The 20,930-nt window shown below is 74.5% G+C and carries 24 protein-coding genes; 13 read left to right on the forward strand and 11 right to left on the reverse strand.

The window, feature by feature from the left end; all coding sequences use genetic code 11:
- Positions 1–33: 33 nt before the first annotated feature.
- Genes GA0115242_RS33430 through GA0115242_RS33445 form a run of 4 tightly spaced genes read left to right on the forward strand, consistent with a single transcriptional unit; the run spans position 34 to position 4,115 of the window.
- Positions 34–789, forward strand: a complete 756-nt coding sequence (locus GA0115242_RS33430; protein WP_093835244.1) for a (Fe-S)-binding protein — start codon at positions 34–36, stop codon at positions 787–789.
- Positions 786–2,261, forward strand: a complete 1,476-nt coding sequence (locus tag GA0115242_RS33435; protein ID WP_093835246.1) for a LutB/LldF family L-lactate oxidation iron-sulfur protein — start codon at positions 786–788, stop codon at positions 2,259–2,261. Before GA0115242_RS33430 ends, GA0115242_RS33435 begins: the two co-directional genes overlap by 4 nt.
- Positions 2,258–2,923 (forward strand): LutC/YkgG family protein, encoded by a 666-nt coding sequence (locus GA0115242_RS33440; protein ID WP_093835248.1) that lies wholly within the window; start codon positions 2,258–2,260, stop codon positions 2,921–2,923. The genes GA0115242_RS33435 and GA0115242_RS33440 overlap by 4 nt, the downstream gene beginning before the upstream one ends.
- Before the next feature lie 37 nt (positions 2,924–2,960).
- Entirely contained in the window at positions 2,961–4,115 is a 1,155-nt protein-coding gene (locus tag GA0115242_RS33445; protein ID WP_093835250.1) for an ABC transporter ATP-binding protein, read from the forward strand.
- Between the two features lie 9 nt (positions 4,116–4,124).
- On the opposite strand, the gene GA0115242_RS33450 is transcribed toward GA0115242_RS33445, so the two are convergent.
- The 4 genes from GA0115242_RS33450 to GA0115242_RS33465 form a co-directional block, all read right to left on the reverse strand.
- Positions 4,125–5,075, reverse strand: coding sequence for an ABC transporter substrate-binding protein (locus GA0115242_RS33450; RefSeq protein ID WP_176729960.1), 951 nt, complete (start codon positions 5,073–5,075; stop codon positions 4,125–4,127).
- Positions 5,072–5,743: an ABC transporter permease gene (locus GA0115242_RS33455; RefSeq protein ID WP_093835276.1), complete on the reverse strand. Its 672-nt coding sequence runs from the start codon at positions 5,741–5,743 to the stop codon at positions 5,072–5,074. Before GA0115242_RS33455 ends, GA0115242_RS33450 begins: the two co-directional genes overlap by 4 nt.
- Positions 5,740–6,420 carry an ABC transporter permease gene (locus GA0115242_RS33460; protein WP_093835280.1) on the reverse strand — a complete coding sequence of 227 codons (681 nt, stop codon included), beginning with the start codon at positions 6,418–6,420 and terminating at the stop codon, positions 5,740–5,742. Before GA0115242_RS33460 ends, GA0115242_RS33455 begins: the two co-directional genes overlap by 4 nt.
- A gap of 154 nt (positions 6,421–6,574) precedes the next feature.
- Positions 6,575–7,177 (reverse strand): TetR/AcrR family transcriptional regulator, encoded by a 603-nt coding sequence (locus GA0115242_RS33465; protein ID WP_093835252.1) that lies wholly within the window; start codon positions 7,175–7,177, stop codon positions 6,575–6,577.
- A 143-nt stretch (positions 7,178–7,320) separates the two neighbouring features.
- Here GA0115242_RS33465 and GA0115242_RS33470 point away from each other — a divergent pair, with 143 nt between their 5' ends.
- Positions 7,321–8,178 carry an AAA family ATPase gene (locus GA0115242_RS33470; protein ID WP_093835282.1) on the forward strand — a complete coding sequence of 286 codons (858 nt, stop codon included), beginning with the start codon at positions 7,321–7,323 and terminating at the stop codon, positions 8,176–8,178.
- A 59-nt stretch (positions 8,179–8,237) separates the two neighbouring features.
- A complete protein-coding gene (locus GA0115242_RS33475) occupies positions 8,238–9,530 on the forward strand; it encodes a VWA domain-containing protein (protein ID WP_093835284.1) in 1,293 nt (430 codons plus the stop codon).
- 49 nt (positions 9,531–9,579) lie between these two features.
- Here the strand turns inward: GA0115242_RS33475 and GA0115242_RS33480 are convergent, their stop codons facing one another.
- The 4 genes from GA0115242_RS33480 to GA0115242_RS33495 all read right to left on the reverse strand — a co-directional run bounded on the left by GA0115242_RS33480 (position 9,580) and on the right by GA0115242_RS33495 (position 12,930).
- Complete coding sequence (locus GA0115242_RS33480) at positions 9,580–10,281, reverse strand: SDR family oxidoreductase (protein ID WP_093835254.1); 702 nt, start codon at positions 10,279–10,281, stop codon at positions 9,580–9,582.
- 166 nt (positions 10,282–10,447) lie between these two features.
- Positions 10,448–11,422 (reverse strand): threo-3-hydroxy-L-aspartate ammonia-lyase, encoded by a 975-nt coding sequence (locus GA0115242_RS33485; protein ID WP_093835256.1) that lies wholly within the window; start codon positions 11,420–11,422, stop codon positions 10,448–10,450.
- Complete coding sequence (locus GA0115242_RS33490) at positions 11,419–12,105, reverse strand: helix-turn-helix transcriptional regulator (RefSeq protein WP_093835286.1); 687 nt, start codon at positions 12,103–12,105, stop codon at positions 11,419–11,421. The genes GA0115242_RS33485 and GA0115242_RS33490 overlap by 4 nt, the downstream gene beginning before the upstream one ends.
- A 120-nt stretch (positions 12,106–12,225) precedes the next feature.
- The gene (locus tag GA0115242_RS33495; RefSeq protein ID WP_093835258.1) at positions 12,226–12,930 is read right to left on the reverse strand and encodes a type 1 glutamine amidotransferase domain-containing protein; all 705 of its coding nucleotides are present in this window, start codon (positions 12,928–12,930) and stop codon (positions 12,226–12,228) included.
- 154 nt (positions 12,931–13,084) lie between these two features.
- Here GA0115242_RS33495 and GA0115242_RS33500 point away from each other — a divergent pair, with 154 nt between their 5' ends.
- The 3 genes from GA0115242_RS33500 to GA0115242_RS40425 all read left to right on the forward strand — a co-directional run bounded on the left by GA0115242_RS33500 (position 13,085) and on the right by GA0115242_RS40425 (position 14,981).
- Positions 13,085–14,020, forward strand: a complete 936-nt coding sequence (locus tag GA0115242_RS33500; protein WP_093835260.1) for a LysR family transcriptional regulator — start codon at positions 13,085–13,087, stop codon at positions 14,018–14,020.
- A 108-nt stretch (positions 14,021–14,128) separates the two neighbouring features.
- Positions 14,129–14,533 carry a VOC family protein gene (locus tag GA0115242_RS33505; protein WP_093835262.1) on the forward strand — a complete coding sequence of 135 codons (405 nt, stop codon included), beginning with the start codon at positions 14,129–14,131 and terminating at the stop codon, positions 14,531–14,533.
- A gap of 70 nt (positions 14,534–14,603) precedes the next feature.
- Positions 14,604–14,981 (forward strand): DUF6479 family protein, encoded by a 378-nt coding sequence (locus GA0115242_RS40425; protein WP_141721848.1) that lies wholly within the window; start codon positions 14,604–14,606, stop codon positions 14,979–14,981.
- Between the two features lie 42 nt (positions 14,982–15,023).
- Here the strand turns inward: GA0115242_RS40425 and GA0115242_RS33510 are convergent, their stop codons facing one another.
- Entirely contained in the window at positions 15,024–15,881 is an 858-nt protein-coding gene (locus GA0115242_RS33510; protein ID WP_093835264.1) for a helix-turn-helix transcriptional regulator, read from the reverse strand.
- A gap of 126 nt (positions 15,882–16,007) precedes the next feature.
- Here GA0115242_RS33510 and GA0115242_RS33515 point away from each other — a divergent pair, with 126 nt between their 5' ends.
- The 4 genes from GA0115242_RS33515 (at position 16,008) to GA0115242_RS33530 (ending at position 18,999) form a co-directional block, all read left to right on the forward strand.
- Positions 16,008–17,003 carry an aldo/keto reductase gene (locus GA0115242_RS33515; RefSeq protein ID WP_093835266.1) on the forward strand — a complete coding sequence of 332 codons (996 nt, stop codon included), beginning with the start codon at positions 16,008–16,010 and terminating at the stop codon, positions 17,001–17,003.
- A 334-nt stretch (positions 17,004–17,337) separates the two neighbouring features.
- Positions 17,338–17,817 (forward strand): lamin tail domain-containing protein, encoded by a 480-nt coding sequence (locus GA0115242_RS33520; protein ID WP_093835268.1) that lies wholly within the window; start codon positions 17,338–17,340, stop codon positions 17,815–17,817.
- 214 nt (positions 17,818–18,031) lie between these two features.
- A complete protein-coding gene (locus GA0115242_RS33525; RefSeq protein WP_093835270.1) occupies positions 18,032–18,691 on the forward strand; it encodes a lysophospholipid acyltransferase family protein in 660 nt (219 codons plus the stop codon).
- Positions 18,692–18,768: 77 nt separating this feature from the next.
- Positions 18,769–18,999, forward strand: a complete 231-nt coding sequence (locus GA0115242_RS33530) for a hypothetical protein (RefSeq protein ID WP_202556228.1) — start codon at positions 18,769–18,771, stop codon at positions 18,997–18,999.
- 32 nt (positions 19,000–19,031) lie between these two features.
- Here the strand turns inward: GA0115242_RS33530 and tatA are convergent, their stop codons facing one another.
- Positions 19,032–19,301, reverse strand: coding sequence for a Sec-independent protein translocase subunit TatA (gene tatA / locus GA0115242_RS33535; RefSeq protein WP_093835272.1), 270 nt, complete (start codon positions 19,299–19,301; stop codon positions 19,032–19,034).
- Positions 19,302–19,410: 109 nt separating this feature from the next.
- Positions 19,411–20,928 (reverse strand): LCP family protein, encoded by a 1,518-nt coding sequence (locus tag GA0115242_RS33540; RefSeq protein ID WP_237549459.1) that lies wholly within the window; start codon positions 20,926–20,928, stop codon positions 19,411–19,413.
- Between the last annotated feature and the right edge of the window lie 2 nt (positions 20,929–20,930).

Consider the following 20,930-nt stretch of genomic DNA (forward strand, 5'->3'; position numbering starts at 1 on the left):
CCCTGACCCGACGACCGACCCCGAGGAGCCGCGATGCGTGTCGCCCTGTTCCTGACCTGCGTCAACGACACGCTCTATCCGGACACCGGGCGCGCGGTGGTGAGACTGCTGACCAGGCTGGGCGTCGAGGTGGACTTCCCGATGGCGCAGACCTGCTGCGGGCAGGCCCACTACAACACCGGCTACCGGCACGAGGCGGAGCCGCTGGCCCAGCACTTCGCCGACGTCTTCGGCGGGTACGAGGCGATCGTGACGCCGTCCGGGTCGTGCGGGGCGATGGTGCGGGAGCTGTATCCGCGGCTGGGCGAGCGGGCGCGGGCGGAGGGCCGCGGCGGCTCGCTGGCGGCGACGCTGGCGCCGGTGGTGCCGAAGACGTACGAGCTGACGGAGTTCCTGGTGGACGTCCTCGGGGTGACGGACGTCGGCGCGTACTACCCGCGCAAGGTGACCTACCATCCGACCTGCCACGGGCTGCGGAGCCTGGGCCTGGGCGACCGGCCCCGGCGGCTGCTGGCGGCGGTCCGCGGCCTCGAACTGGTGGAGCTGCCGGGGGCCGAGGAGTGCTGCGGGTTCGGGGGCACGTTCGCGCTGAAGAACCCGGACGTGTCGGCGGCGATGGGCGCGGACAAGGTGCGCAACGCGGTGTCGACCGGCGCCGACGCGCTCTGCGCGGCCGACAACTCGTGCCTGATGCACATCGGTTCCACGATGGCGCGGCTCAGGACGGGGATGCGGCCGGTGCACATCGCGGAGATCCTGGCGAGCACGGAGGAGGTACCGGCGGTATGAGCGGGACGTTCGTGGGGATGCCCGCGTTCCCCGAGGCGGCGCGGGAGGCGGTGGCCGACCGGACGCTGCGCGGCAATCTCCGGCATGCCACGCACACCATCCGGGCCAAGCGGGAGAAGGCCGTCGCGGAGGTGTCCGACTGGGCGGAGCTGCGGGAGGCGGGCCGCCGGATCAAGGACCACACGCTCCGTCATCTCGACCGCTATCTGGTCCAGTTGGAGGAGTCGGTGACCGCGGCGGGCGGCACGGTCCACTGGGCGGCGGACGCCGCGGAGGCCAACCGGATCGTGGCCCGGCTGGTGGCGGAGACCGGCGAGTCGGAGGTCGTCAAGGTCAAGTCGATGGCCACGCAGGAGATCGGGCTGAACGAGGCCCTGGAGGCGGAGGGTGTGCGCGCCTACGAGACCGATCTCGCCGAGCTGATCGTGCAGTTGGGCAAGGACCGGCCGTCGCACATCCTGGTCCCGGCGATCCACCGCAACCGGGGGGAGATCCGGGACGTCTTCCGCCGGGAGATGGGCGCGTGGGGGCGGCCCGCGCCCGAGGGGCTCACCGACACGCCCGCCGAGCTGGCGGAGGCGGCCCGGCTCCATCTGCGGGAGAAGTTCCTGCGGGCCAGGGTCGGGATCTCGGGCGCCAACTTCATGATCGCGGAGACGGGCACCCTGGTGGTCGTCGAGTCCGAGGGCAACGGGCGGATGTGCCTGACCCTGCCCGAGACGCTGATCTCGGTCGTCGGCATCGAGAAGATCCTGCCGACCTGGCGGGACCTGGAGGTGTTCCTGCAGACCCTGCCGCGCTCCTCGACCGCCGAGCGGATGAACCCCTACACCAGCATGTGGACCGGCACCACGGACGAGGACGGCCCGCGCGCCTTCCACCTGGTCCTGCTCGACAACGGCCGCACCGACACCCTCGCCGACGAGGTCGGCAGGCAGGCGCTGCGCTGCATCCGCTGCTCGGCCTGTCTCAACGTGTGCCCGGTGTACGAGCGGGCGGGCGGGCACGCCTACGGCTCGGTCTACCCGGGCCCGATCGGCGCGATCCTCAGCCCCCAGCTCCGGGGCACGGCGAGCGGGATCGACGCCTCCCTGCCGTACGCGTCGTCGCTCTGCGGGGCCTGCTACGAGGTGTGCCCGGTGGCCATCGACATCCCGGAGGTGCTGGTGCGGCTGCGGGAGCGGGTCGTCGAGGGCGGCCCGGTGGTCCGTGACGGCAACCGGGTGGTGCTGCGGCCCGCGAAGGGGCACGCGGCCGAGCGGGCGGCGATGCGCGCGGCCCGCTGGGCGTTCGCCCGGCCCGGCGCCCTGCGCGCGGGGCAGCGGCTCGCCTCCCGCACCCGCCGCCTCCATCCGCGCACGCTGCCGGGGCCAGGACGGGCCTGGAGCGCCACCCGAGACCTGCCCGCGGTGCCCGCGGAACCGTTCCGCGACTGGTGGCGGCGGACCCGCGGCGGAGAGGAAGCCGAGTGAGTACGAGGGAGCGGATCCTGGGCCGGGTGCGCCGCGCCCTGGCGGACGTCGCGCCGGACGACACCCCGTACGAGCGGGCCGTCGAGCGGGCGTACGCGCGCGAGCACGGGCGTCTCGACGCGGTCGCGGCCGCCGGGTTGCTGGCCGGGAACCTGGCCGACTACCGGGCGCGCGTGCACCGCTGCGCCGAGGACGGGCTCCCCGCCGTCGTCGGCCGGCTGCTCGCCGGGCGGGGCGCGCGGACGGTGCTGGTGCCGGACGGTCTCGACCCGGCCTGGCTGGCGGACTCGGACGCCCGGCGGGTGCCCGACCTGGCCGCGAGCACCCCGGCCGAGCTCGACCGGGTGGACAGCGTCGTCACGGGGTGCGCGGTGGCGATCGCGGAGACCGGCACGATCGTCCTGGACGGCGGCCCCGGGCAGGGCAGGCGCCGGATCACCCTCGTCCCCGACCACCACGTGTGCGTGGTGCGGGTCCCGGACCAGGTGGTGACCTCGGTGCCGCTGGCCCTGGAACGGCTCGACCCGACCCGCCCGTCGACGTGGATCTCGGGCCCCTCGGCGACCAGCGACATCGAGCTGGACCGGGTCGAGGGGGTGCACGGCCCGCGCACCCTGGACGTGGTGCTGGTCGGCCGTCCGCCGGGCGGCGGCCCGCGCTGAGGGGCGGGCCGGCCCCCGCGCGACTAGCGTGACAGGCATGATCCGGTTCGAGCAGGTCACCAAGAGGTACCCGGACGGCACCACGGCCGTGCACGACCTGGACCTCGACGTGTCCGAGGGCGAGCTGGTCACCCTCGTCGGGCCGTCCGGGTGCGGCAAGACGACGACCATGATGATGGTCAACCGGCTCATCGAACCCACCTCGGGGCGGATCCTGGTCGACGGCGAGGACATCGCCGCCGTCGACCCGGTCCGGCTGCGGCGCCGGATCGGGTACGTCATCCAGCAGGTCGGCCTCTTCCCGCACCGCACGATCCTCGACAACACGGCGACCGTGCCCGCGCTGCTGGGCTGGAAGCGGGCCAGGGCGCGTGCCCGCGCCGCCGAGCTGCTCGACCTGGTCGGCCTCGACCCCGCGCGGTACGGCTCGCGCTACCCGGACCAGCTCTCCGGCGGTCAGCGGCAGCGGGTCGGGGTGGCGCGGGCGCTGGCCGCCGATCCGCCGGTGCTGCTGATGGACGAGCCGTTCGGGGCGGTGGACCCGGTGGTGCGCGAGCAGTTGCAGGACGAGTTCCTGCGGATGCAGGCCGCCGTGCGCAAGACAGTGCTGCTGGTCACCCACGACATCGAGGAGGCGGTCAGGCTCGGTGACCGGATCGCCGTCTACGGCGAGGGCAGGATCGAGCAGTTCGACACCCCGGGCGCGGTGCTCGGCACCCCGGCCACGCCGTACGTCGCCGGGTTCGTGGGCGCCGACCGGGGGCTGAAGCGGCTCTCGGTGACCGCCATCGAGGTGGACGACCTGGAGCAGCCGCCGGTCGCCCGGCCCGCGGAACCGGCCGCGGACGCGGCACGCCGGCTGCGGGCGGAGGACGCGCGCTGGGCCGTCGTCCTGGACGAGCGGGACGACCTGCACGGCTGGGTCGGCCTCGACGACCTCGGCGCGGGCGGCACGGTCGGCGACCACGGGCACCGGATGCAGGCGTGGGTGCCGGTGGGGGCGCCGCTGAAGCAGGCGTTCGGCGTCATGCTGCAGCACGACGCCGGGTGGGTGGCGGTGCTGGACGACGCCCGGTTCCTGGGCGTGCTGACCCCGGCGAAGCTGCACGAGGCGCTGCGGCGCTCGGTGGACGCGGACGCGCAGGGCGTGCCGAGGACCGAGGTGTCGTTCGACTCGGTCTCCGACGCCTGACGCGCCCGCTCAGCCGATGAGCTTCTTCTCCTTCAGATAGGCGCGGGCCACGTCCTGGGCGAGTCTGCGCCAGCTGTCGACCTGTTCGCCGAGGGAGGCGAGGTCGGCGGTGGTGAGCACCTTGTTGAGCCGGTCGAGCGCGGCGGTGGGTCCGGGTCCGCCGGCCCGGGAGCGGTTGACGACGGGGACGACGTAGTCGGCGTTCTGGAGGTGCTTGTCGTCGGCGAGGATGACCAGCCCGAACTGGGAGAGGGTGGCGTCGGTGGTGGTGGTGAGGACCATCTGGTCCTGGCCGCTCTGGACGGCCTTCTTGGCCGGGGTGGTGCCGACGCCCTTGGGGTCGACGGCGGTGATGTCGATGCCGTACGTCTTCTTCAACCCGGGCTCGCAGTAGGGCCGTTGGACGCACTCGTCGCCCGCCGCGAGGCGCACCTTCAGCCCGGAGCGGCCCAGGTCGCTCAGGGTTCTGAGGTGGTGTTCGCGGGCGTAGGAGGCGCTCACCGCGAAGGCGTTCTGGTCGACGGCCCGGCCGGGCGGCAGGACGGTGAGACCGCGCGGCGCGGCCAGGCGGCGCAGCGCGGTCATCGTGGCGGCGAGGTCGGGCGAGCCGACCGGGGGCGCGTCGGGGCCGTTGGCCTTGGCGTTGAGCCAGTCGGCGAAGGTGGCCGCGTACTCGGGGACGACGTCGATCTGCCCCGACTCCAGGGCGGGTTCGTAGAGTTCGCGGTTGGCGACGGTCAGCAGGGACGTCTTGTACCCGGCGTGGTCGAGGAGTTGGGCGTACATCTGGGCGAGCAGGTCGCTCTCGGTGAACCCGGCGGAGCCGACGACGAGGTGGTGGCTGTCGCCGGGCGGGGCGGTGACCTCGCCGCGGTTCTCCAGGGAGGGCCCGCCGGAGCAGCCCGCGAACAGCAGCAGCGCGACGACGGCGGCGACGGGGGCCGGGAGGCGCCGTCTCACCGTGCCGCCCTGGCCCAGCGGGGCGCGAGCCGCTCCACCGTCTCGAAGACCGCCTCGACGACCAGGGCGAACACGGCGACGAGCACGGCCCCGGCGACGACCTGCGGGGTGCTGGCGAGGTTGAATCCCGCCGTGATGATGCGGCCGAGGCCGCCGCCGCCCGCGAGGGCCGCGATGGTCGCGGTGGCGACGAGCTGGACGGCGGCGATCCGGACGCCGTTCATGACGAGGGGCAGCGCCAGCGGCAGCTCCACCCGCAGCAGCGTCTGCCGGCCGGTCATGCCCATGCCCCTGGCGGCCCGGACGACGTCGCGGTCGACCTCGCGCATGCCGACATAGGCGTTGGTGAGCAGCGGCGGCACGGCGAACAGCACCAGGGCGACGACGGTCGGGCCCTCGCCCCAGCGGCCCACGGGGGTCAGCAGCAGCAGGACCAGCACGGCGAAGGTGGGCACCGCGCGGCCGATGTTGGAGAGGTTGACCGCGAGGGCGCCGCCCCGCCCGAGGTGGCCGAGGACGAGGGCGACGGGCAGCGCGATCAGGCAGCTGACGACCAGGCAGACGACGGTGAGGACGAGGTGCTGGAGCAGCCGGTGCGCGATCCCGTTGTCGCCCGACCAGTGGGCGGGGTCGGTGAGCCAGTGCCAGGCGTCGGCGAGGGTCGTCATCCGCGGGCCGCCCTGGTCCACGGGGTGAGCAGCCGCTGCACTCCGAGGAGCAGCAGATCGGCGACGACGGCGATGACCACGCAGAGCACGGACGCGGTCAGCACCTGGGCCTTGAAGTAGGTGTTCATCCCGGCGTAGATGAGGTTGCCGAGGCCGCCGAACCCGACGATCGCGCCGACCGTGACCAGGGAGACCGCCGAGACGGTCGCGATGCGCAGCCCGGCCATGGCGGCGGGCAGGGCGAGGGGCAGTTCGACGGTGAGCAGCAGCCGGACGGGTCCGTAGCCCAGGCCCCGGGCGGCCTGCCGGGTCTCCTCCGGCACGGCCCGCAGCCCCGCCAGGATGTTGCGGACCAGCAGGGTCAGCGAGTACAGGACGAGCCCGGCGACGACGAGGCTCGCGGAGAGCCCGTAGAGGGGCAGCAGCAGCGAGAACATGGCGAGCGACGGGATGGTGTAGAGGATCGTCGTGACGGCGAGGACCGGCCCGGAGGCCCACCGCCAGCGGCGCGCGACCACCGCGAGCGGGAGCGCGAGCGCGAGCCCGATGAGCACGGCGAGCCCGGTGAGCCGCAGGTGCTGGAGGACCGCGTCGAGGAGGATCTGACCACGGCTGCTCAGATAGGCACCGCAGATCCAGTCGTTACGAGCGAGACAGTCGTCCGGGGTCGCGGTCACCACCCCATTGGACCGGCCGGTGTCCGGCCCCGGCACGCGGTACTGACCCGAACGGGGGTACGGACACGGGGGCGGGGGCGGAGGCCGCGCAGATCGATCCCCGCGACCGACGCCACGGGCCGCCGGACTCCAGCCGACCCCCGGCCCCGGACGCCTAGCGGTCCCCCGCTGCCGTCCGCTCCCCCGGCGCGCGCATTCCGGCCGCGTCGAGCAGGGCCGCCGCGGTCGTCGTCGCGAGGCCGTCCAGGGTCTCGATGCCTGATCCCGCGCGGGCGCTCGCCCCGTCGAAGACCAGCATGAGCTGGCGGGCGAGGAACGCCGGGTCCTCGGCGCCGCCCCGCTCCGCCTGGGTCCGGAAGGCGCCCTGGAGGCGTTCCTTCGCCTCGCGCGCGACCACGCTGGCCGGGTGCGCGGGGTCCTTCAGCTCGACCAGGGCGGCCAGGTACGGGCAGCCCCGGTAGTCGGCCGCGGCCGACAGCGCCTCGGCCCGTTCGAAGACGTACAGGATGCGCTCGCGCGGGGTGCCCGCGTCCCCGGGGCCGGGGGTGAGCTGGGCCGCGTAGCCGGGCGCGCGCCGGGCCAGGCTCGCCGCGAGGACGTCGTCCTTGCCGTCGAAGAGCTGGTACATCGAGCGCTTCGAGACGCCCGCCGTCCGGCACAGCGCCTCGACGCCGATGGAGACGCCGTCGCGGTAGAACAGCTCGGCCGCCGCGTCGAGCAGCCGGTCCCTCGTGGACGCCTTGTCTGTCGTGGCCATACGGCGAGGCTACCCCGGCCGCCCCCGGCGGAGAAACCGATCGGTGTACCGGCTCCCCCGGCGCGGGAGCCTGTGGCAGAGTGGCTGACCAAGCGCTTGGCCAGCCCGCGTCGCGCCCGGTCACCCAGCAGGAGGTCCCGTTGCTGTTCCACTCCGTCGACGACGTGTCCGCGCGGCTCGCCGGGACCGGTTATCTGGCCTCGCGCGCCGTCGCGACGACGGTCTTCCTCGCCGACCGGCTGGGCAAGCCGCTGCTGGTGGAGGGGCCCGCCGGGGTCGGCAAGACCGAGCTGGCGAAGGCGGTCGCCGAGGTCGCGGGGGCCCGCCTGGTGCGGCTCCAGTGCTACGAGGGCGTCGACGAGTCGCGGGCGCTGTACGAGTGGAACCACGCCAAGCAGTTGCTGCGCATCAGCGCGGGCCGCGACGAGACGTGGGACGAGGCGCGCACCGACATCTTCGGCGAGGAGTTCCTGCTGCCGCGCCCGCTGCTCACCGCGATCCGCGGCGACGACCCCAAGGTGCTGCTGATCGACGAGACCGACAAGGCGGACGTCGAGGTCGAGGGGCTGCTCCTCGAAGTGCTCAGCGACTTCCAGGTCACCGTCCCCGAGCTCGGCACCGTCACCGCGACCCGCCGCCCGTTCGTGGTCCTCACCTCGAACGCCAGCCGGGAACTGTCCGAGGCACTGCGCCGCCGCTGCCTGTTCCTGCACATCGGCTTCCCCGACGAGGAGCTGGAGCGCGCGATCGTCCGGCTGAAGGTGCCCGACCTGGACGCCGCGCTGACCGCGTCGGTGGTCCGGGTGGTGGGCGCGCTGCGGGCGATGGAGCTGCGCAAGGTGCCGTCGGTCGCGGAGACCGTCGACTGGGCGCGGACCCTGCTGGCGCTCGGCGCCGGCACCCTCGACGAGACCGTGGTCAAGGACACCCTCGGGGTGCTGCTCAAGCACCAGGACGACGTCCTCAGGGCGTCCGCCAAGCTCGACCTGGACGCCGTGTGACCGCGCCCGGCGTCGCCGAGCGGCTGACCTCGCTGGTGGGGGCGCTGCGCGCGCACGGGATGCGGATCGGCACCGGCGAGACGGTGGACGCGGCCCACGCGGTGGACGCGCTGGGTCTCGCGGACCGCGAGGCGCTGCGGGAGGGGCTGGCGGCGACGCTGCTGCACAGCCAGGTCCAGCGGCCGGTGTTCGACCCCGTCTTCGACCTGTACTTCCCGGCCTCCGTCGGCGGTCCCCGCACCGCGCCGGCCGACCGCGACGAGCTGCGGGACCGGCTGGCCGCGGCCCTCGCCGACGACGACACGGCCCTGCTGGGGCGGCTGGCGGCGGAGGCGGTCGACGGGTTCGGCGCGTACGGCTCCCCGTCCGGCGCGGACGGCTGGTCGTCGTACCAGACGCTGGACCGGCTGCGCCCGCAGACGCTCTTCGCGCGCGTGCGGGACGACGTCCGGGCCCGGGGCGGCGGCGCCGGGTTCGACGGGCGGCTGGTCGGCGACGAGGTGCGGCGGCGGATCGCGCACTTCAGGGCGCTGGTGGCGACGGAGGCGCGGCGCCGGGTCGCCGAGCGGCGCGACCGGGACGAGATCGCCCGCCGCGCGGTCGCCCCCACCCCGGACCGGGTCGACTTCCTGTACGCGGGGAAGGCGCAGCTCGCCGAGTTGCGCAGGACGGTCCAGCCGCTGGCCCGCAAGCTGGCCACCCGCCTCGCGGCACGCAGACGGCGGGCCGCCCGGGGCTCGATCGACCTGCGGCGCACCCTGCGCGCCTCCCTGTCGACGGGCGGGGTGCCGGTCAGGCCGGTGCTGCGCAGGCGCCGTCCGGTGCGGCCCGAACTGGTGCTGCTGTGCGACGTGTCGGGCTCGGTGTCCGGGTTCTCCGACTTCACGATGCTGCTGGTGCAGGCGCTGCACGACCAGTTCAGCAAGGTGCGGGTGTTCGCCTTCGTCAACCGGGTCGACGAGGTGACCGGGCTCCTCGTGCGCGGCGCCGCCGACCCGGAGGGCCTGGGCGCCCGCATCGACGCGGAGGCGGCCCTCACCTCCCACCACGGCAGCAGCGACTACGGCGCCGCGCTGGGCGAGTTCGCGCTCCGGTACGGTGGCGCGGTCGGGCCGCGCACGACGGTCTTCGTGCTGGGCGACGCCCGGACCAACCACGGCGACCCCAACCTCCCGGCGCTGCGCGAGATCACCGGCCGGGCCCGCCGCGTCCACTGGCTGAACCCCGAGCCGCGCGACCTGTGGGGCACCGGGGACTCCGTGGCTCCCGACTACGCGGCGATCGCGGAGATGCGCGAGTGCCGCAACGCCCGTCAGCTCGGCGCGCTGGTCAGCCGCCTGCTGCCGGTCTGAGCCGGCCGGCGACCCGGCCCCGGGGCACCGTGTGACGCGCCTTCGGCGGTCAGGCGGCGAGCTGCGGGTACAGGGCGGCCGGGTCGCCCGCGAGGCCCGCCTTCACCTGCCGGGTCAGCTCGTCGGCGAGCACCTCGAAGGCGCCCGTCTCGATGCCGTCGAGCGCCTGCTCGGCGACCCGCTCAGGGGAGGACTTCGGGGCGTCGATCGCGGCGGCCATGTCGGTGTCGACGTAGCCGACGTGCAGTCCGGTGACGTCGATGCCGCGCGGCTTCAGGTCGAGGCGCAGGGAGTTGGTCTGGGACCAGAGGGCGGCCTTGGAGGCGCTGTAGGAGCCGTGGGTGGCGATCCAGGAGAGCACGGAGTGGACGTTGAGGAGGTGTCCGCCGCCGTTGCGCTCGATGATCGGGACGAAGGCGCGGGCCGTCAGCAGCGGCCCGAAGAAGTTGGTCTCGAACTCGCGGCGGACGTCGTCCACGGGTGAGGTCAGGAAGTTCGCGTTGACGGCCGCGCCCGCGTTGTTGACGAGGACGGTGACGTCCTGGGCCTGTTCGGCGGCGGCCGCGACGGACGCCGGGTCGCCGACCTCCAGGGCGAGCGGCACGGCGTCCGGGTGGGTGACGGTGCGCGGGTCGCGGGCGGTGGCGTACACCTTCTTCGCGCCGCGCTCGTGGAGGGCCTGGACCAGCGCCCTGCCGATGCCCCGGCTGCCTCCGGTGACGAGTACGACCGAACCTGCGATGGCTGTCATGGGACTCTCCCGACTCGAAAGATCGCGACACGGGAAACCGATCGGTTTCCTGCTGGATGCAGCGTAAACCGATCGGTTTCCAGGAATCAAGGCGGGAGGCCGGGGCCCGGTGCGGCGCGCGTGCGCGCGGGACGCCGCGCGCCGGGCGGGACCGCGCCGCGGGCCGTCAGGCGCCCTCCCCGAGCAGGTGCGCGAAGCGGACCGTGTCGATGTTGCCGCCGGAGAGGATCACGCCGACCCGGCGCGGCGGGGCGTCGGTGCGACCGGCCAGCAGGGCGGCCAGCCCGGTCGCGCCGCTCGGTTCGAGGACGGTCTTCAGGCGCTCGAAGGCGAAGCGCATCGCGTCCCGGATCTCGTCGTCGGAGACCAGCGCGATGGCGTCGACGAGCCGCCGGTTGACCGAGAACGTCAGCTCGCCGGGGGTCTCGGCGGCCTGGCCGTCGGCGATGGTGCGCGGCACCCGGATGCTGACGCGGCGGCCCGCCGCCAGGGACCGCCGGGTGTCGTCGCCCGCCTCCGGCTCGACGCCGATCACCTTGACGCCCGGATACAGGCCCTTGGCCGCCGTGGCGCTCCCGGCGATCAGCCCGCCACCGCCGACCGGCACCACCAGGGCGTCCAACTCGCCCACTTCCTCCAGGAGTTCGAGGGCCGCCGTGCCCTGGCCCGCCATCACGTGCGGATGCTCGTACGGCGGGACGAGCACCAGGCCGCGTTCGGCGGCCAGGGCCTCGGCGACATCCGCGCGGTTCTCGGTGTAGCGGTCGTAGGTGACGATCTGCGCCCCGTACCCGACGGTGGCCGCCATCTTCGAACGGGGGGTGTCCTCGGGCATCACGATGACGGCGGTGGTGCCCAGCTCGCGGGCGGAGAGAGCGACGGCCTGCGCGTGGTTGCCCGAGGAGTAGGCGGCGATGCCCCGGGAGAGCTGCTCCGGGGTGAGCCGGGAGGCCGCGTTGTAGGCGCCGCGGAACTTGAAGGCGCCGATCCGCTGGACGTTCTCGCACTTGAGGAAGACCTCGGCGCCGACCCGGGCGTCGAGGGTGCGGGAGCGCAGGACGGGCGTGCGGTGCGCGACGCCCCGGAGGCGGGCGGCGGCGTCACGGATGTCGTCGAGGGTGATCGGTGGGGTGGTGGTCACGCGGGTGCTCCGTCCGATGCGGGGCCGGCGGGGGTGCGGGCCTGGGCGAGGTAGCTGTAGGCGGAGGCGCGGGAGATGCCGAGCCGCGCGCCGACCTGTTCGGCGGCCCGGCGCACGGCGAAGACGCCCTGCGCGTCGAGGCTGCGGAAGAGGTCGACGCGTCCGGCGCGGTCCAGCCCCGCCCAGTTGCGGTGGGTGCCGAGCGGGTGGGTCTCCAGGACGGCGTCCACCACGGCGTCGATGTCGTTGCCGAAGGTGGTCACCGGGGCCTCGGCCGGGGCGGCGCCGAGCCCGGCCAGCGCGCCGAGCAGGGCATGGGCCTCGCCGACGGCGGTCACGTCCACGTTGACGCACAGGGCGCCGAAGACCCCGCCCGAGGAGTCGCGCAGGACCACCGTCGACGACTTGACCAGGGCGCCCGAGCGGGTGCGGGTGACGTAGTTCAGGTCGTCGCACGCGTCGTCGCCGCGCGCCAGCACGCGCAAACCGATCTCGCTCATCGCCCCGCCGACCTCGCGCCCGGTCACCGATCCGGCGACCTCCACGACCGACTCCTCGGGCCGCCGGTAGTCGTGCAGGACCACCTCGCAGACCGGCCCGAAGGTGGCCGCGATCCCCCGGGCGACGGGTTTCAGCGCCGCCACGATCGCGTCGCGCTCCGCCTCCAGACCGCTGTCGGACATGACCGCGTCCACCGCCTCTCGTCGTCCCGTCCACCCACTCTAGACGATGAGTCCAACCCTTGGACAGAGCGTCCAGTCGATCGGGTGGGGACGGTCACCGGGGCCGTCCCCCGGGCGGCATCAGGAGGCGAGCCGCTTGAGCAGTTCGGCCGCCAGGGGCGCGGACGACGCCGGGTTCTGGCCGGTGACGACGGTGCGGTCGGTCTCGACGTGCGGAGCCCAGGGCTCGCCCTCCTCGACGGTCAGACCTGCCTCGGTCAGCCGGTCCTGGAGCAGCCACGCGGCGGCGTCGGCCAGCCCCGCCTGCCGCTCCTCGGCGTTGGTGAAGGCGGCGATCCGGTACCCGGCGAACGCGTTGGCGCCGTCGCCGTCCACCGCCGCGAGCAGCGCGGCGGGCCCGTGGCACACCACGCCGAGCGGCACCCCGCCCGCGAGGGCCTCCGTCAGGACCCGCCCCGAGTCGGCGTCCACCGCCAGGTCCTCCATGGGGCCGTGTCCGCCGGGCACGTACACGGCCGCGTACCCGTCCTCGGCGAGCCGGACGTCGGCCAGCGCGACGGGCGCGGCGAACTCCGGCGCGCTCTCCACCACGGCCCGGTAGGCGGCTGCCTTCTCGGCGCCTCCCGCGGCCTCGGGGCTGAGGCTCCCCCGGTCGACCGGCGGCACCACACCGCCCGGGGTGGCCACGGTGACCGTGTGACCGGCGTCCTTGAACGCCAGATACGGGACGACGGCCTCCTCGGCCCAGTACCCGGTGGGGTGTTCGCTGCCGTCGGCCAGCGTCCACCGGTCGGCGCCGGTCATCACGAAAAGGATCTTCGCCATGGGTGCTGTCTCCTGTGCTGTCGTGGGGGTCCGCCCCGCTGGGGTCGCGCGGGACGCGTCTGCCGACGTTAGGCCCGCCGTCCATCCGCATGCCAATAGGCACACCGATCTCTCCCATCGGCTCTCCGATGGACGCGGTGGTTAGTCTTGGCCCATGACGAACCGGACGCCCGCCGCCGTCCCGCCCCGCGGCGACCAGCTCCCGGCGCACGCCGACCTGAACCTGCTGCGCACCTTTCTGGCCGTGTACCGGGCGGGGACCTTCACCGCGGCGGCGCCGCTGCTCGGTCTGTCGCAGCCGACCGTGACGGCGCAGATCCGCGCCCTGGAGCAGCAGACCGGGCGGGAGCTGTTCTCCCGGCTGCCGCGGGGCGTCGAGCCCACGCCGTACGCGCGTGAACTCGCCGCCAGGGTCGCCGCGCCGCTCGACGCGCTGGCCCGGCTGGAGGACGGCGGCGCCGCCCCGGCCCCCGTCCGCGTCGCCGGGCCGCCGGAGCTGCTCGGCGCGCGGGTGCTGCCGTCGCTGGCGCCGCTGGTCGCGGACGGCGTCGAACTGCGCGTCGAGCAGGGGCTGTCCGAGCCGCTCCTCGACGCGTTGCGGGCCGGACGGCACGACCTGGTCGTCTCCACCCGGCGTCCGCGCGGCCGGACCCTGGCCTCGGTGCCGCTGGCCGACGAGGAGTACCTGCTGGTCGCGGCGCCCGGGTGGGCCGGGCGGACCGGGACGGGCGGCGCGGATGCGGTGTGCGGCGCGCTGCGGGAGGTGCCGCTGGTGGCGTGCCCGGAGGACATGCCGACCCTGCGCCGCTACTGGCGGACGGCCTTCGGCAGGCAGCTCACCGCCCGCCCGGCGGTGACCGTGCCCGACCCGCGCGCCGTGCTCGCGGCCGTCGGCGCGGGCGCCGGGTACGGGCTGCTGCCCCGCGCGCTCTGCCGGGAGCGGTTGGACAGCGGCCGTCTCGCCCTGCTGCACTCCCCGCCGGAGCCACCGGCGTGCGCCCTGTTCCTGGTCCGGCGCCCCGGCACGGACGCCAACCCGGACGTGGCCCGCGTGCACGACCGGCTCGTGGCGGCGGCGCGCGCCTGGTAGCCGTCACCCTCCCGTGGCCGGATTCGGCAGCGGTTTCGATTCATCGCGGCCGGACGGGGTAACAGCGCGCACAACAGTCCGGGATCGAGTGTCGGTTGAGGAGGGCCCATGGGCCTGGTGCAGGCTGCGGTGCTGGTGCTCGATTGCGCGGAGCCGATCGAACTGGCCGAGTTCTACCATGAGTTGCTGGGCGGCGAGGTGCGGCCCGAAGTGGGCGGCGGCCGGGTCGAGTTGCTCGGTACGGACGGCACGCGGATCGTGTTCCGCCTGGATCTGAACGCCGTCGCGCCGAGCTGGCCGCGTCCCGACGACTCGCAACAGGCCCATCTGGAGCTGCTGGCCGCGTCGGAGGACCTGGACGAGGTGGAGCGCCGGATCGTCGGCCTGGGCGGGCGCCCGCTGGAGACCCGCGCCGATCACGGCCGCACCGACGACCGCTCCTACTCCGACCCGGCGGGCCACCCGTTCTCGCTGCGCAGCCCGCAGCGGCCCGCCCCGCCGAAGACGAACTGACCGGCGGAGCGTCCGGCGGCCGTCGCGGGCCGCGGTGACTGGAATCGTTCCGGCGGGGTACCCCGCCGGAATGACTCCACAGATCATGTCCGTCCTCGCGACGGCACAGACGACCGGGACGACGGCGACCCACGCCGCCGCCCCCGGGGCGGTGACCCAGCTCGCCTTCCCGCAGGTGGCCGCGGCCGTCGTCCCCTTCGTGCTGGGACTGCTGCTCGTGCTCGGCCTGGTCTGGGCCGTACGGCGGGGCACCCGCTTCCGGCGCGGCGAACCGGGCCCCCGGACCCCGCCGAGCAGCCCCGGACGCCCGGCACCGAGGGCGACGAGGGACGCCCGACGGCGAACCGCCTCCCCGGCCACGACGGCACCACCCCCGACCGGCGCGGGAACGGCTGGAGCGACTAGGACGCCGCCGAGGGCCCGACCGGCGGGCGGCCTCCAGGCGTGACGGCGCCGGACCGGCGGGCGGCCTCCGGCACGGCGCCGCCGGTCAGCGCACCGGCCGCTCCGAGCCCGCCGGGAACTCCTGCACCCCGAGCACCCGCAGCAGGGCGAGCCGTTCGCGGGTCTCGTCGTCCGCCGGGGTGAGCACCAGGAGCGCCTGCCCCTGGTCGGGGGTGAACAGGGTCTCGCAGTCCATCACCAGCGGGCCGACCCGCGGGTGCGGCAGCGTCTTGCGGTCGGCGCGGCGGACCGCCACCTCGTGGTCGGCCCAGAGGTCACGGAACGCGGGGCTCGCCGCCCGCAGCCGCTCGACGAGCCCGGTGACCACGGGGTCACCCGAACGGCGGCCCGCGACCGCGCGCAGATCGGCCACCAGTTGCCGGTCCCGCTGCTCCTGCTCCTCGGGCGGGCAGATCGCCCGGGTCTCCGGCTCGGTGAACCAGCGGTACGCGAGGTAGCGCCGGTCGCCGGTGAAGCCCGTGTGGTCGCCGTGCAGCAGCAGGGCCATCCGGTTCTGGGCCAGGATCTCGCCGAGGTCGGAGAGGACCAGCGCCGGGGTGTCGCCGAGCAGGTCGAGCATGCGCACCAGGCCCGCGCGGGCCTGCCCCCGCACCCCCTCGGGCGGCGGCGGCCGGTGTCCCGCCAGGTGGAAGAGGTGGTCGCGCTCGTCGTCGGAGAGCCGCAGCGCCCGCGCGAGGGCGCCCAGCAACTGCGGCGACGGCTGGCTGCTGCGGCCCTGTTCGAGGCGGACGACGTAGTCGACCGACATGCCGGCGAGCATCGCGACCTCCTCCCGGCGCAGCCCGCTGGTGCGGCGGCGGGGGCCGTCGGAGATGCCCGCCTCGGCGGGGCGGATCGCCTCACGGCGGCGGCGGAGGAAGTCGGCCAGCTCGTCTCGTTGCATGCCCCCATGGTCACCCCGCGCGGGCGGGCCGATCCAGGGAGCGCCGCTCCCTGGATGAACGCTCCGCTCCCGCCGCGCGCCGGGCGGGTCCAGGCTGGGGGCAGAACGACGACGAAGGAGAACGTGATGCAGACACGAACCCTGTCCACCGGAGGTCCGGCCGTCTCCGCGCTCGGCCTGGGCGCGATGGGCATGTCCGGTGCCTACGGCGCGGCGGACCGCGCGGAGAGCATCGCCACCGTGCACGCCGCGCTGGACGCCGGCGTCACGCTGATCGACACCGGCGACTTCTACGGGATGGGCCACAACGAGCTGCTGCTCGCCGAGGCGCTGCGCGGCCGGGACCGGGACAGCTACCGGCTGAGCGTCAAGTTCGGGATGCTGCGCTCCCCCGGCCCCGGCTTCGGCGGACAGGACGGACGTCCGGAGGCGGTGAAGAACTTCCTCGCGTACTCGCTGACCCGGCTGGGCACCGACCACGTCGACATCTACCGCCCGGCCCGGCTCGACCCCGACGTGCCGATCGAGGAGACGGTGGGCGCGGTCAAGGAGATGATCGACGCCGGGTACGTGCGCCACCTCGGCCTGTCGGAGGTGGACGCGGAGACGGTCCGCAGGGCGCACGCCGTGCACCCGGTCACCGACCTGCAGATCGAGTACTCGCTGATCTCGCGGGCGGTGGAGGACGAGGTGCTGCCCACGCTGCGGGAGCTGGGGATCGGCCTGACCGCGTACGGCGTGCTGAGCCGCGGTCTGATCTCCGGGCACTGGTCGGCGGACCGGACCGCGGGCCCCGACGACGGCCGCTCCTTCACCCCGCGGTTCGCCGCCGGGAACGTGGAGCACAACCTCACGCTGGTGGAGGCGCTGCGCCGGATCGCCGCGGCGAAGGGCTGCACCGTCGCCCAGCTCGCCATCGCCTGGGTGCTGGCCCGGGGCACGGACGTGGTGCCGCTGGTCGGCGCGCGGACCCGGGAGCGGCTGGCCGAGGCGCTGCCCGCGCTGGACGTGGAGCTGGACGAGGCCGATCTCGCGGAGATCGAGAAGGCGGTGCCCGCGGGTTCGGCGCGCGGGGACCGGTACCCGTCGGCGTTCATGTCGGGTCTCGGCGTGGGGAACTGAGCCGCGCCTCCCGGCGTCAGCGGGGCGGGTCGTCGTTACCCACCTGCGGGTGAAGATCGGGACCGGCCCCGGGTGGCGTGCCGTGGCGAACGCCCGGGTCCGCCCGGTGTCCGCACGGGAGGCGGGCCGGATCGACCGTCAACACCGTGCATTCGGCGCATAAATGGACGTTGCAGGTAAGAGTCACAGCGATGTGGACGATCGGTAACACGATTCACGTATCGCCCGTGACTTCTTCACCCGGTGGGCAAGGTGGCTGTGCGACCGACCGGCCGCACCCGCACACCGCACCGTCCCGCTCCGGGCGGGAGGTGCCGCACCAGCAGGGGGACCTGTGTCCGTTTCCACTTCTGTCAGCGCCCGTCGCCTGGCCGCCACCGCGCTCGCGGCCGGCGCTCTCGTCGGGGCGGTGGCCCTGCCGGCGACCGCGGCCGACTCGGCCCGGCCGCACCGTCAGGCCGTGGAGATCAGCGGCGTCCAGCACGACGCCCCGGGACGTGACGACAACGCGCCGCGCTCCCTCAACCGGGAGTGGGTGGACATCACCAACCGCACCCGCGAGGCGGTGAACCTGAGCGGCTGGACGCTCGCGGACAACGCCGGCCACACCTACACGTTCCGCCACTACCGCCTGGACGGGCGGGCCACCGTCCGCGTCCACACCGGACGCGGCCACGACACCCGGCTCGACCTCTTCCAGGACCGCCACCGCGAGATCCTCGACAACCGCGCGGGCACCGTGACCCTGCGCAACGACCACCGCCGGATCGTCTCCGAGTTCACCTGGGGCCGTCACCGCGGCGGCCGTCACTGATCACTCTTCCGACCCCCGGGTGACCGACGCGCGGCGGCACCCGGGGGTGTGAGACCGGCGGTGCGTCGTCCCTCCCAGGGCGGCGCACCGCCGACGCGCGTCCCGGATGAGTACCGGTACTCATGCACGCGGGGACGGGCACGGGCGACGATGCGGGTCAGGAGGGAGCGGTCGGCGCCGGTCACCGCTCCCGCGTCACCCGAAGGAGCCCCGCATGCTCTCCGCCCTCGCCCGCGCGGTCGTCCCCGTCCTCGGCCGCCTGACGGTGACGTCGGGCGCCGGCGGTGTCGCGCCGGGCAGCATCGTCGCGGCGAACCACACCGCGCTGATCGATCCGGGACTGGTGCTGGCGGCGCTGCGCCGGGCGGGGGTGGAGCCGGTGGTGCTGGCCGCGGCGGGGTTGTGGCGGGTGCCCGTGCTCGGGGGCTGCCTGACGCGTGAGGGTCATGTCCCGGTGCGCCGGGGAAGCGCCCGCGCGGCGGAGTCGCTGGGGCTCGCGGCGCGGGCGCTGGCCGCGGGCCGGGTGGTGGTGCTCTATCCGGAGGGCGGTCTGCCGTCGCGGCGGGACGCGGGCGACCGCGCGCCGGAGGCGTTCCGCAGCGGTCTGGCCCGTCTTGCGCTCGCGACCGGATCCCCGGTGGTGCCGCTGGGGCACGCGGGCGCCCGCCGGATCGTCTCGGGGAGCGGCATGAAGCAGCTCGCCGGGGTGTGCACGGCGCCGTTGCGGCGTCCCGCGCTGCACGTCCATCTCGGCGAACCGGTCACTCCGTGCGGGGACGTGGCGGCGGCGACCGCCGAACTGCGGGCGGCCGTGCACCGCGCCTGGCGGCACGCGGTCGAACAGCTCGCGTCGGACGGCGGACGCCGGGGCTAGCCGCCGGACCACGGGACCGCCGGGTCGTCACCTCGCCGACTTCCATCAACACTTGCGCAACCTTTAAAGTGTCGGGCGTGACGACAACCGAGGTGACGGGATGGGAGTCCGCCGTGCTCGACGGCGGCCCCGCTGACGGAATGCGGATGAAAGTGGCCGACCGGCCACGGGTGCTCCAGGTGACCTTCCCCTGCCGGACGGAGGCCGTGCCCGACGGTCCGAGGGTGGAGGCGGTGTTCATCTACCGGCGTGACTACGCGGTCACCCAGGAGCCACTGCGGTACGGCTTCGACATCGCGAGCCCCTGACGGGGCCTCCGGTCCGCCCGGTGGCCGACGGGTCAGCGGGCGGGCTGGGTGGCCTCGGTGACGGGGCGGGCGACGACGGGCTCCTCCTGCGCGGCGCGCACGGCCGGGCCGGTGACGTCGGCGGCGGTCGGCGCCCGGCGCTCGGCGTCGTCGTCCTTCATGGCCTTCGCCTCGCTCTTGAGGATGCGCATCGACTTGCCCAGACCGCGGGCCGCCTCGGGCAGCTTCTTCGAGCCGAACAGCACGATGACCACGAGGGCCACGATCAGCAGGTGCCAGGGTTCCAGTCCGTTGCGGAGCATCCCGCACCCCTCTCTGTGTTTCCCACTCCGTCTGCGCGACGGCTCTCGGCGGGCGGCCTCGGTTGCCGCCTTGCGCAACTGTACAACTCCGGTCTCCGGAGGGCTCCGGTCAGTCGTCCGAATCCGGCTTGGAGCCCGCCGCCGCGTACGCCTGCGCGGGTGTCATCGGGACGCCGCCGAGGGCGACGGTCCGGTAGGGGCTGACCTCCGCGCAGGTCTTGGCCTGGTCGGCGGTCTGCGCGTGGGCGTTGGAGACGGCCGCCCCGGTGTCGGCGGGCGCGGGCGCGGTGGAGCCGCCCGGATAGGTCGAACCGCTCGGCCAGTCGGAGCCGATCACCAGGGTGAGACCGGTGCCGGTGCCCTGCCGCAGTCGCGCGGTGGGCAGCCCCAGGGCCTCGGCCGCGGTCCGCGCCTCGTCCTTCTGGCCGCTGCCGTAGGTGAGGGTGGTCGTGGCCGCCGCACCGGCCGCGTTGCCCGTGCTGGTGGCGGGCGCGAAGCCCTGGTCGACGAGGGAGGCGGCGACCGCGGCGGCGCGGCCGGTGATCCCGGTGCCGTTCTGGACCGTCACGGCGATCCGCGAGGCGGGCACGGCGGAGGCGGTGGGCGAGGCGCTCGCGGTGGCCTTCCCGGCCTTCTTGCCCGAGCCGGTGGTCAGCGAGCGGTCCTCGGCGATGGTGGAGAAGAGGGTCCTGGCGCCCGCGCCGACCACCACGCGGTCGCTGTCGCTCGGGTCGGGGGCGGTCTGCATGGTGGTGAAGGTCATCCGCCGGGTGGGGACCTTGTTCACGTCGGCCGCCAGCGCGATCAGCTTCTTCACGCTGCCCAGGCCGTCGTCCACGGTCAGCGCCTTGGTCGCCGCGTCGGCGAGGGCGTAGACGGCGGTGGGGTCGGTGAGCGTGCCCGCGCTCTTGAACTTGCGGATCATCGCGCTGAGGAAGATGTGCTGGGAGACCGTGCGGCCGAGGTCGCTGCCGTCGCCGAAGCCGTGGCGCGAGCGGACGAACTCCAGGGCCGCCTTCCCCTTCAGGGTGTGCTTGCCCTGGGAGAGCTTCAGGTGCGAGTAGGTGTCGTAGACGTCGTCGCTGACGCAGACGGACACCCCGCCGACCGCGTCGGACATCTTCACCACGCCGGAGAAGTCGAGCTGCACGAAGTGGTCGATGGGGATGCCGGTGAGCCGGTGGACGGCCGCCACCTGGCAGGCGGGTCCGTAGCGCAGCGCGCTGTTGATCTGGCCGTGGTACCCGCGGGTGGAGAGGCCGTCCTCGGTGTCCTCGCAGGCGGGGATGTCGGTCATGGTGTCGCGCGGGATGCTCATGACGGTGGCGTTGGAGCGGTCGGCGGAGATGTGCACGACCATCTCGACGTCCGCGTTGCCGCCGCCGGTCTGCACGCCGGTGGCCGAGCAGCCGCCGCCGAGCTTGCAGTCGGCCTTGCTGGTCCGGCCGTCCGAGCCCATGACCAGGATGTTGATGGGGGTGCGGCCGAAGGCGTCGGCCTTCTCCGCGCCGCCCTTGCCGTCGAGGGAGTAGCTCTGGATGTTGCCGTTGAGGTGCTCGTAGAACCACCAGCCCGCACCGGCCGTGCCGAGCACCAGGACCGCCAGGCAGATCCCGATGGTCCGCAGCA

Origin of the sequence: Streptomyces sp. SolWspMP-5a-2, assembly GCF_900091845.1 — a bacterium.
GTDB lineage: Bacteria > Actinomycetota > Actinomycetes > Streptomycetales > Streptomycetaceae > Streptomyces > Streptomyces doudnae.

Bases quoted from the DNA above. Each gene is read 5' to 3' on its own strand.
- GA0115242_RS33430 (WP_093835244.1), top strand. From the start codon at position 34: ATGCGTGTCGCCCTGTTCCTGACCTGCGTCAACGACACGCTCTATCCG.
- GA0115242_RS33435 (WP_093835246.1), top strand. From the start codon at position 786: ATGAGCGGGACGTTCGTGGGGATGCCCGCGTTCCCCGAGGCGGCGCGG.
- GA0115242_RS33445 (WP_093835250.1), top strand. From the start codon at position 2,961: ATGATCCGGTTCGAGCAGGTCACCAAGAGGTACCCGGACGGCACCACG.
- GA0115242_RS33455 (WP_093835276.1), bottom strand. From the start codon at position 5,743: ATGACGACCCTCGCCGACGCCTGGCACTGGCTCACCGACCCCGCCCAC.
- GA0115242_RS33465 (WP_093835252.1), bottom strand. From the start codon at position 7,177: ATGGCCACGACAGACAAGGCGTCCACGAGGGACCGGCTGCTCGACGCG.
- GA0115242_RS33475 (WP_093835284.1), top strand. From the start codon at position 8,238: ATGCGGATCGGCACCGGCGAGACGGTGGACGCGGCCCACGCGGTGGAC.
- GA0115242_RS33480 (WP_093835254.1), bottom strand. From the start codon at position 10,281: ATGACAGCCATCGCAGGTTCGGTCGTACTCGTCACCGGAGGCAGCCGG.
- GA0115242_RS33490 (WP_093835286.1), bottom strand. From the start codon at position 12,105: ATGTCCGACAGCGGTCTGGAGGCGGAGCGCGACGCGATCGTGGCGGCG.
- GA0115242_RS33495 (WP_093835258.1), bottom strand. From the start codon at position 12,930: ATGGCGAAGATCCTTTTCGTGATGACCGGCGCCGACCGGTGGACGCTG.
- GA0115242_RS33500 (WP_093835260.1), top strand. From the start codon at position 13,085: ATGACGAACCGGACGCCCGCCGCCGTCCCGCCCCGCGGCGACCAGCTC.
- GA0115242_RS33505 (WP_093835262.1), top strand. From the start codon at position 14,129: ATGGGCCTGGTGCAGGCTGCGGTGCTGGTGCTCGATTGCGCGGAGCCG.
- GA0115242_RS40425 (WP_141721848.1), top strand. From the start codon at position 14,604: ATGACTCCACAGATCATGTCCGTCCTCGCGACGGCACAGACGACCGGG.
- GA0115242_RS33510 (WP_093835264.1), bottom strand. From the start codon at position 15,881: ATGCAACGAGACGAGCTGGCCGACTTCCTCCGCCGCCGCCGTGAGGCG.
- GA0115242_RS33515 (WP_093835266.1), top strand. From the start codon at position 16,008: ATGCAGACACGAACCCTGTCCACCGGAGGTCCGGCCGTCTCCGCGCTC.
- GA0115242_RS33525 (WP_093835270.1), top strand. From the start codon at position 18,032: ATGCTCTCCGCCCTCGCCCGCGCGGTCGTCCCCGTCCTCGGCCGCCTG.
- tatA (WP_093835272.1), bottom strand. From the start codon at position 19,301: ATGCTCCGCAACGGACTGGAACCCTGGCACCTGCTGATCGTGGCCCTC.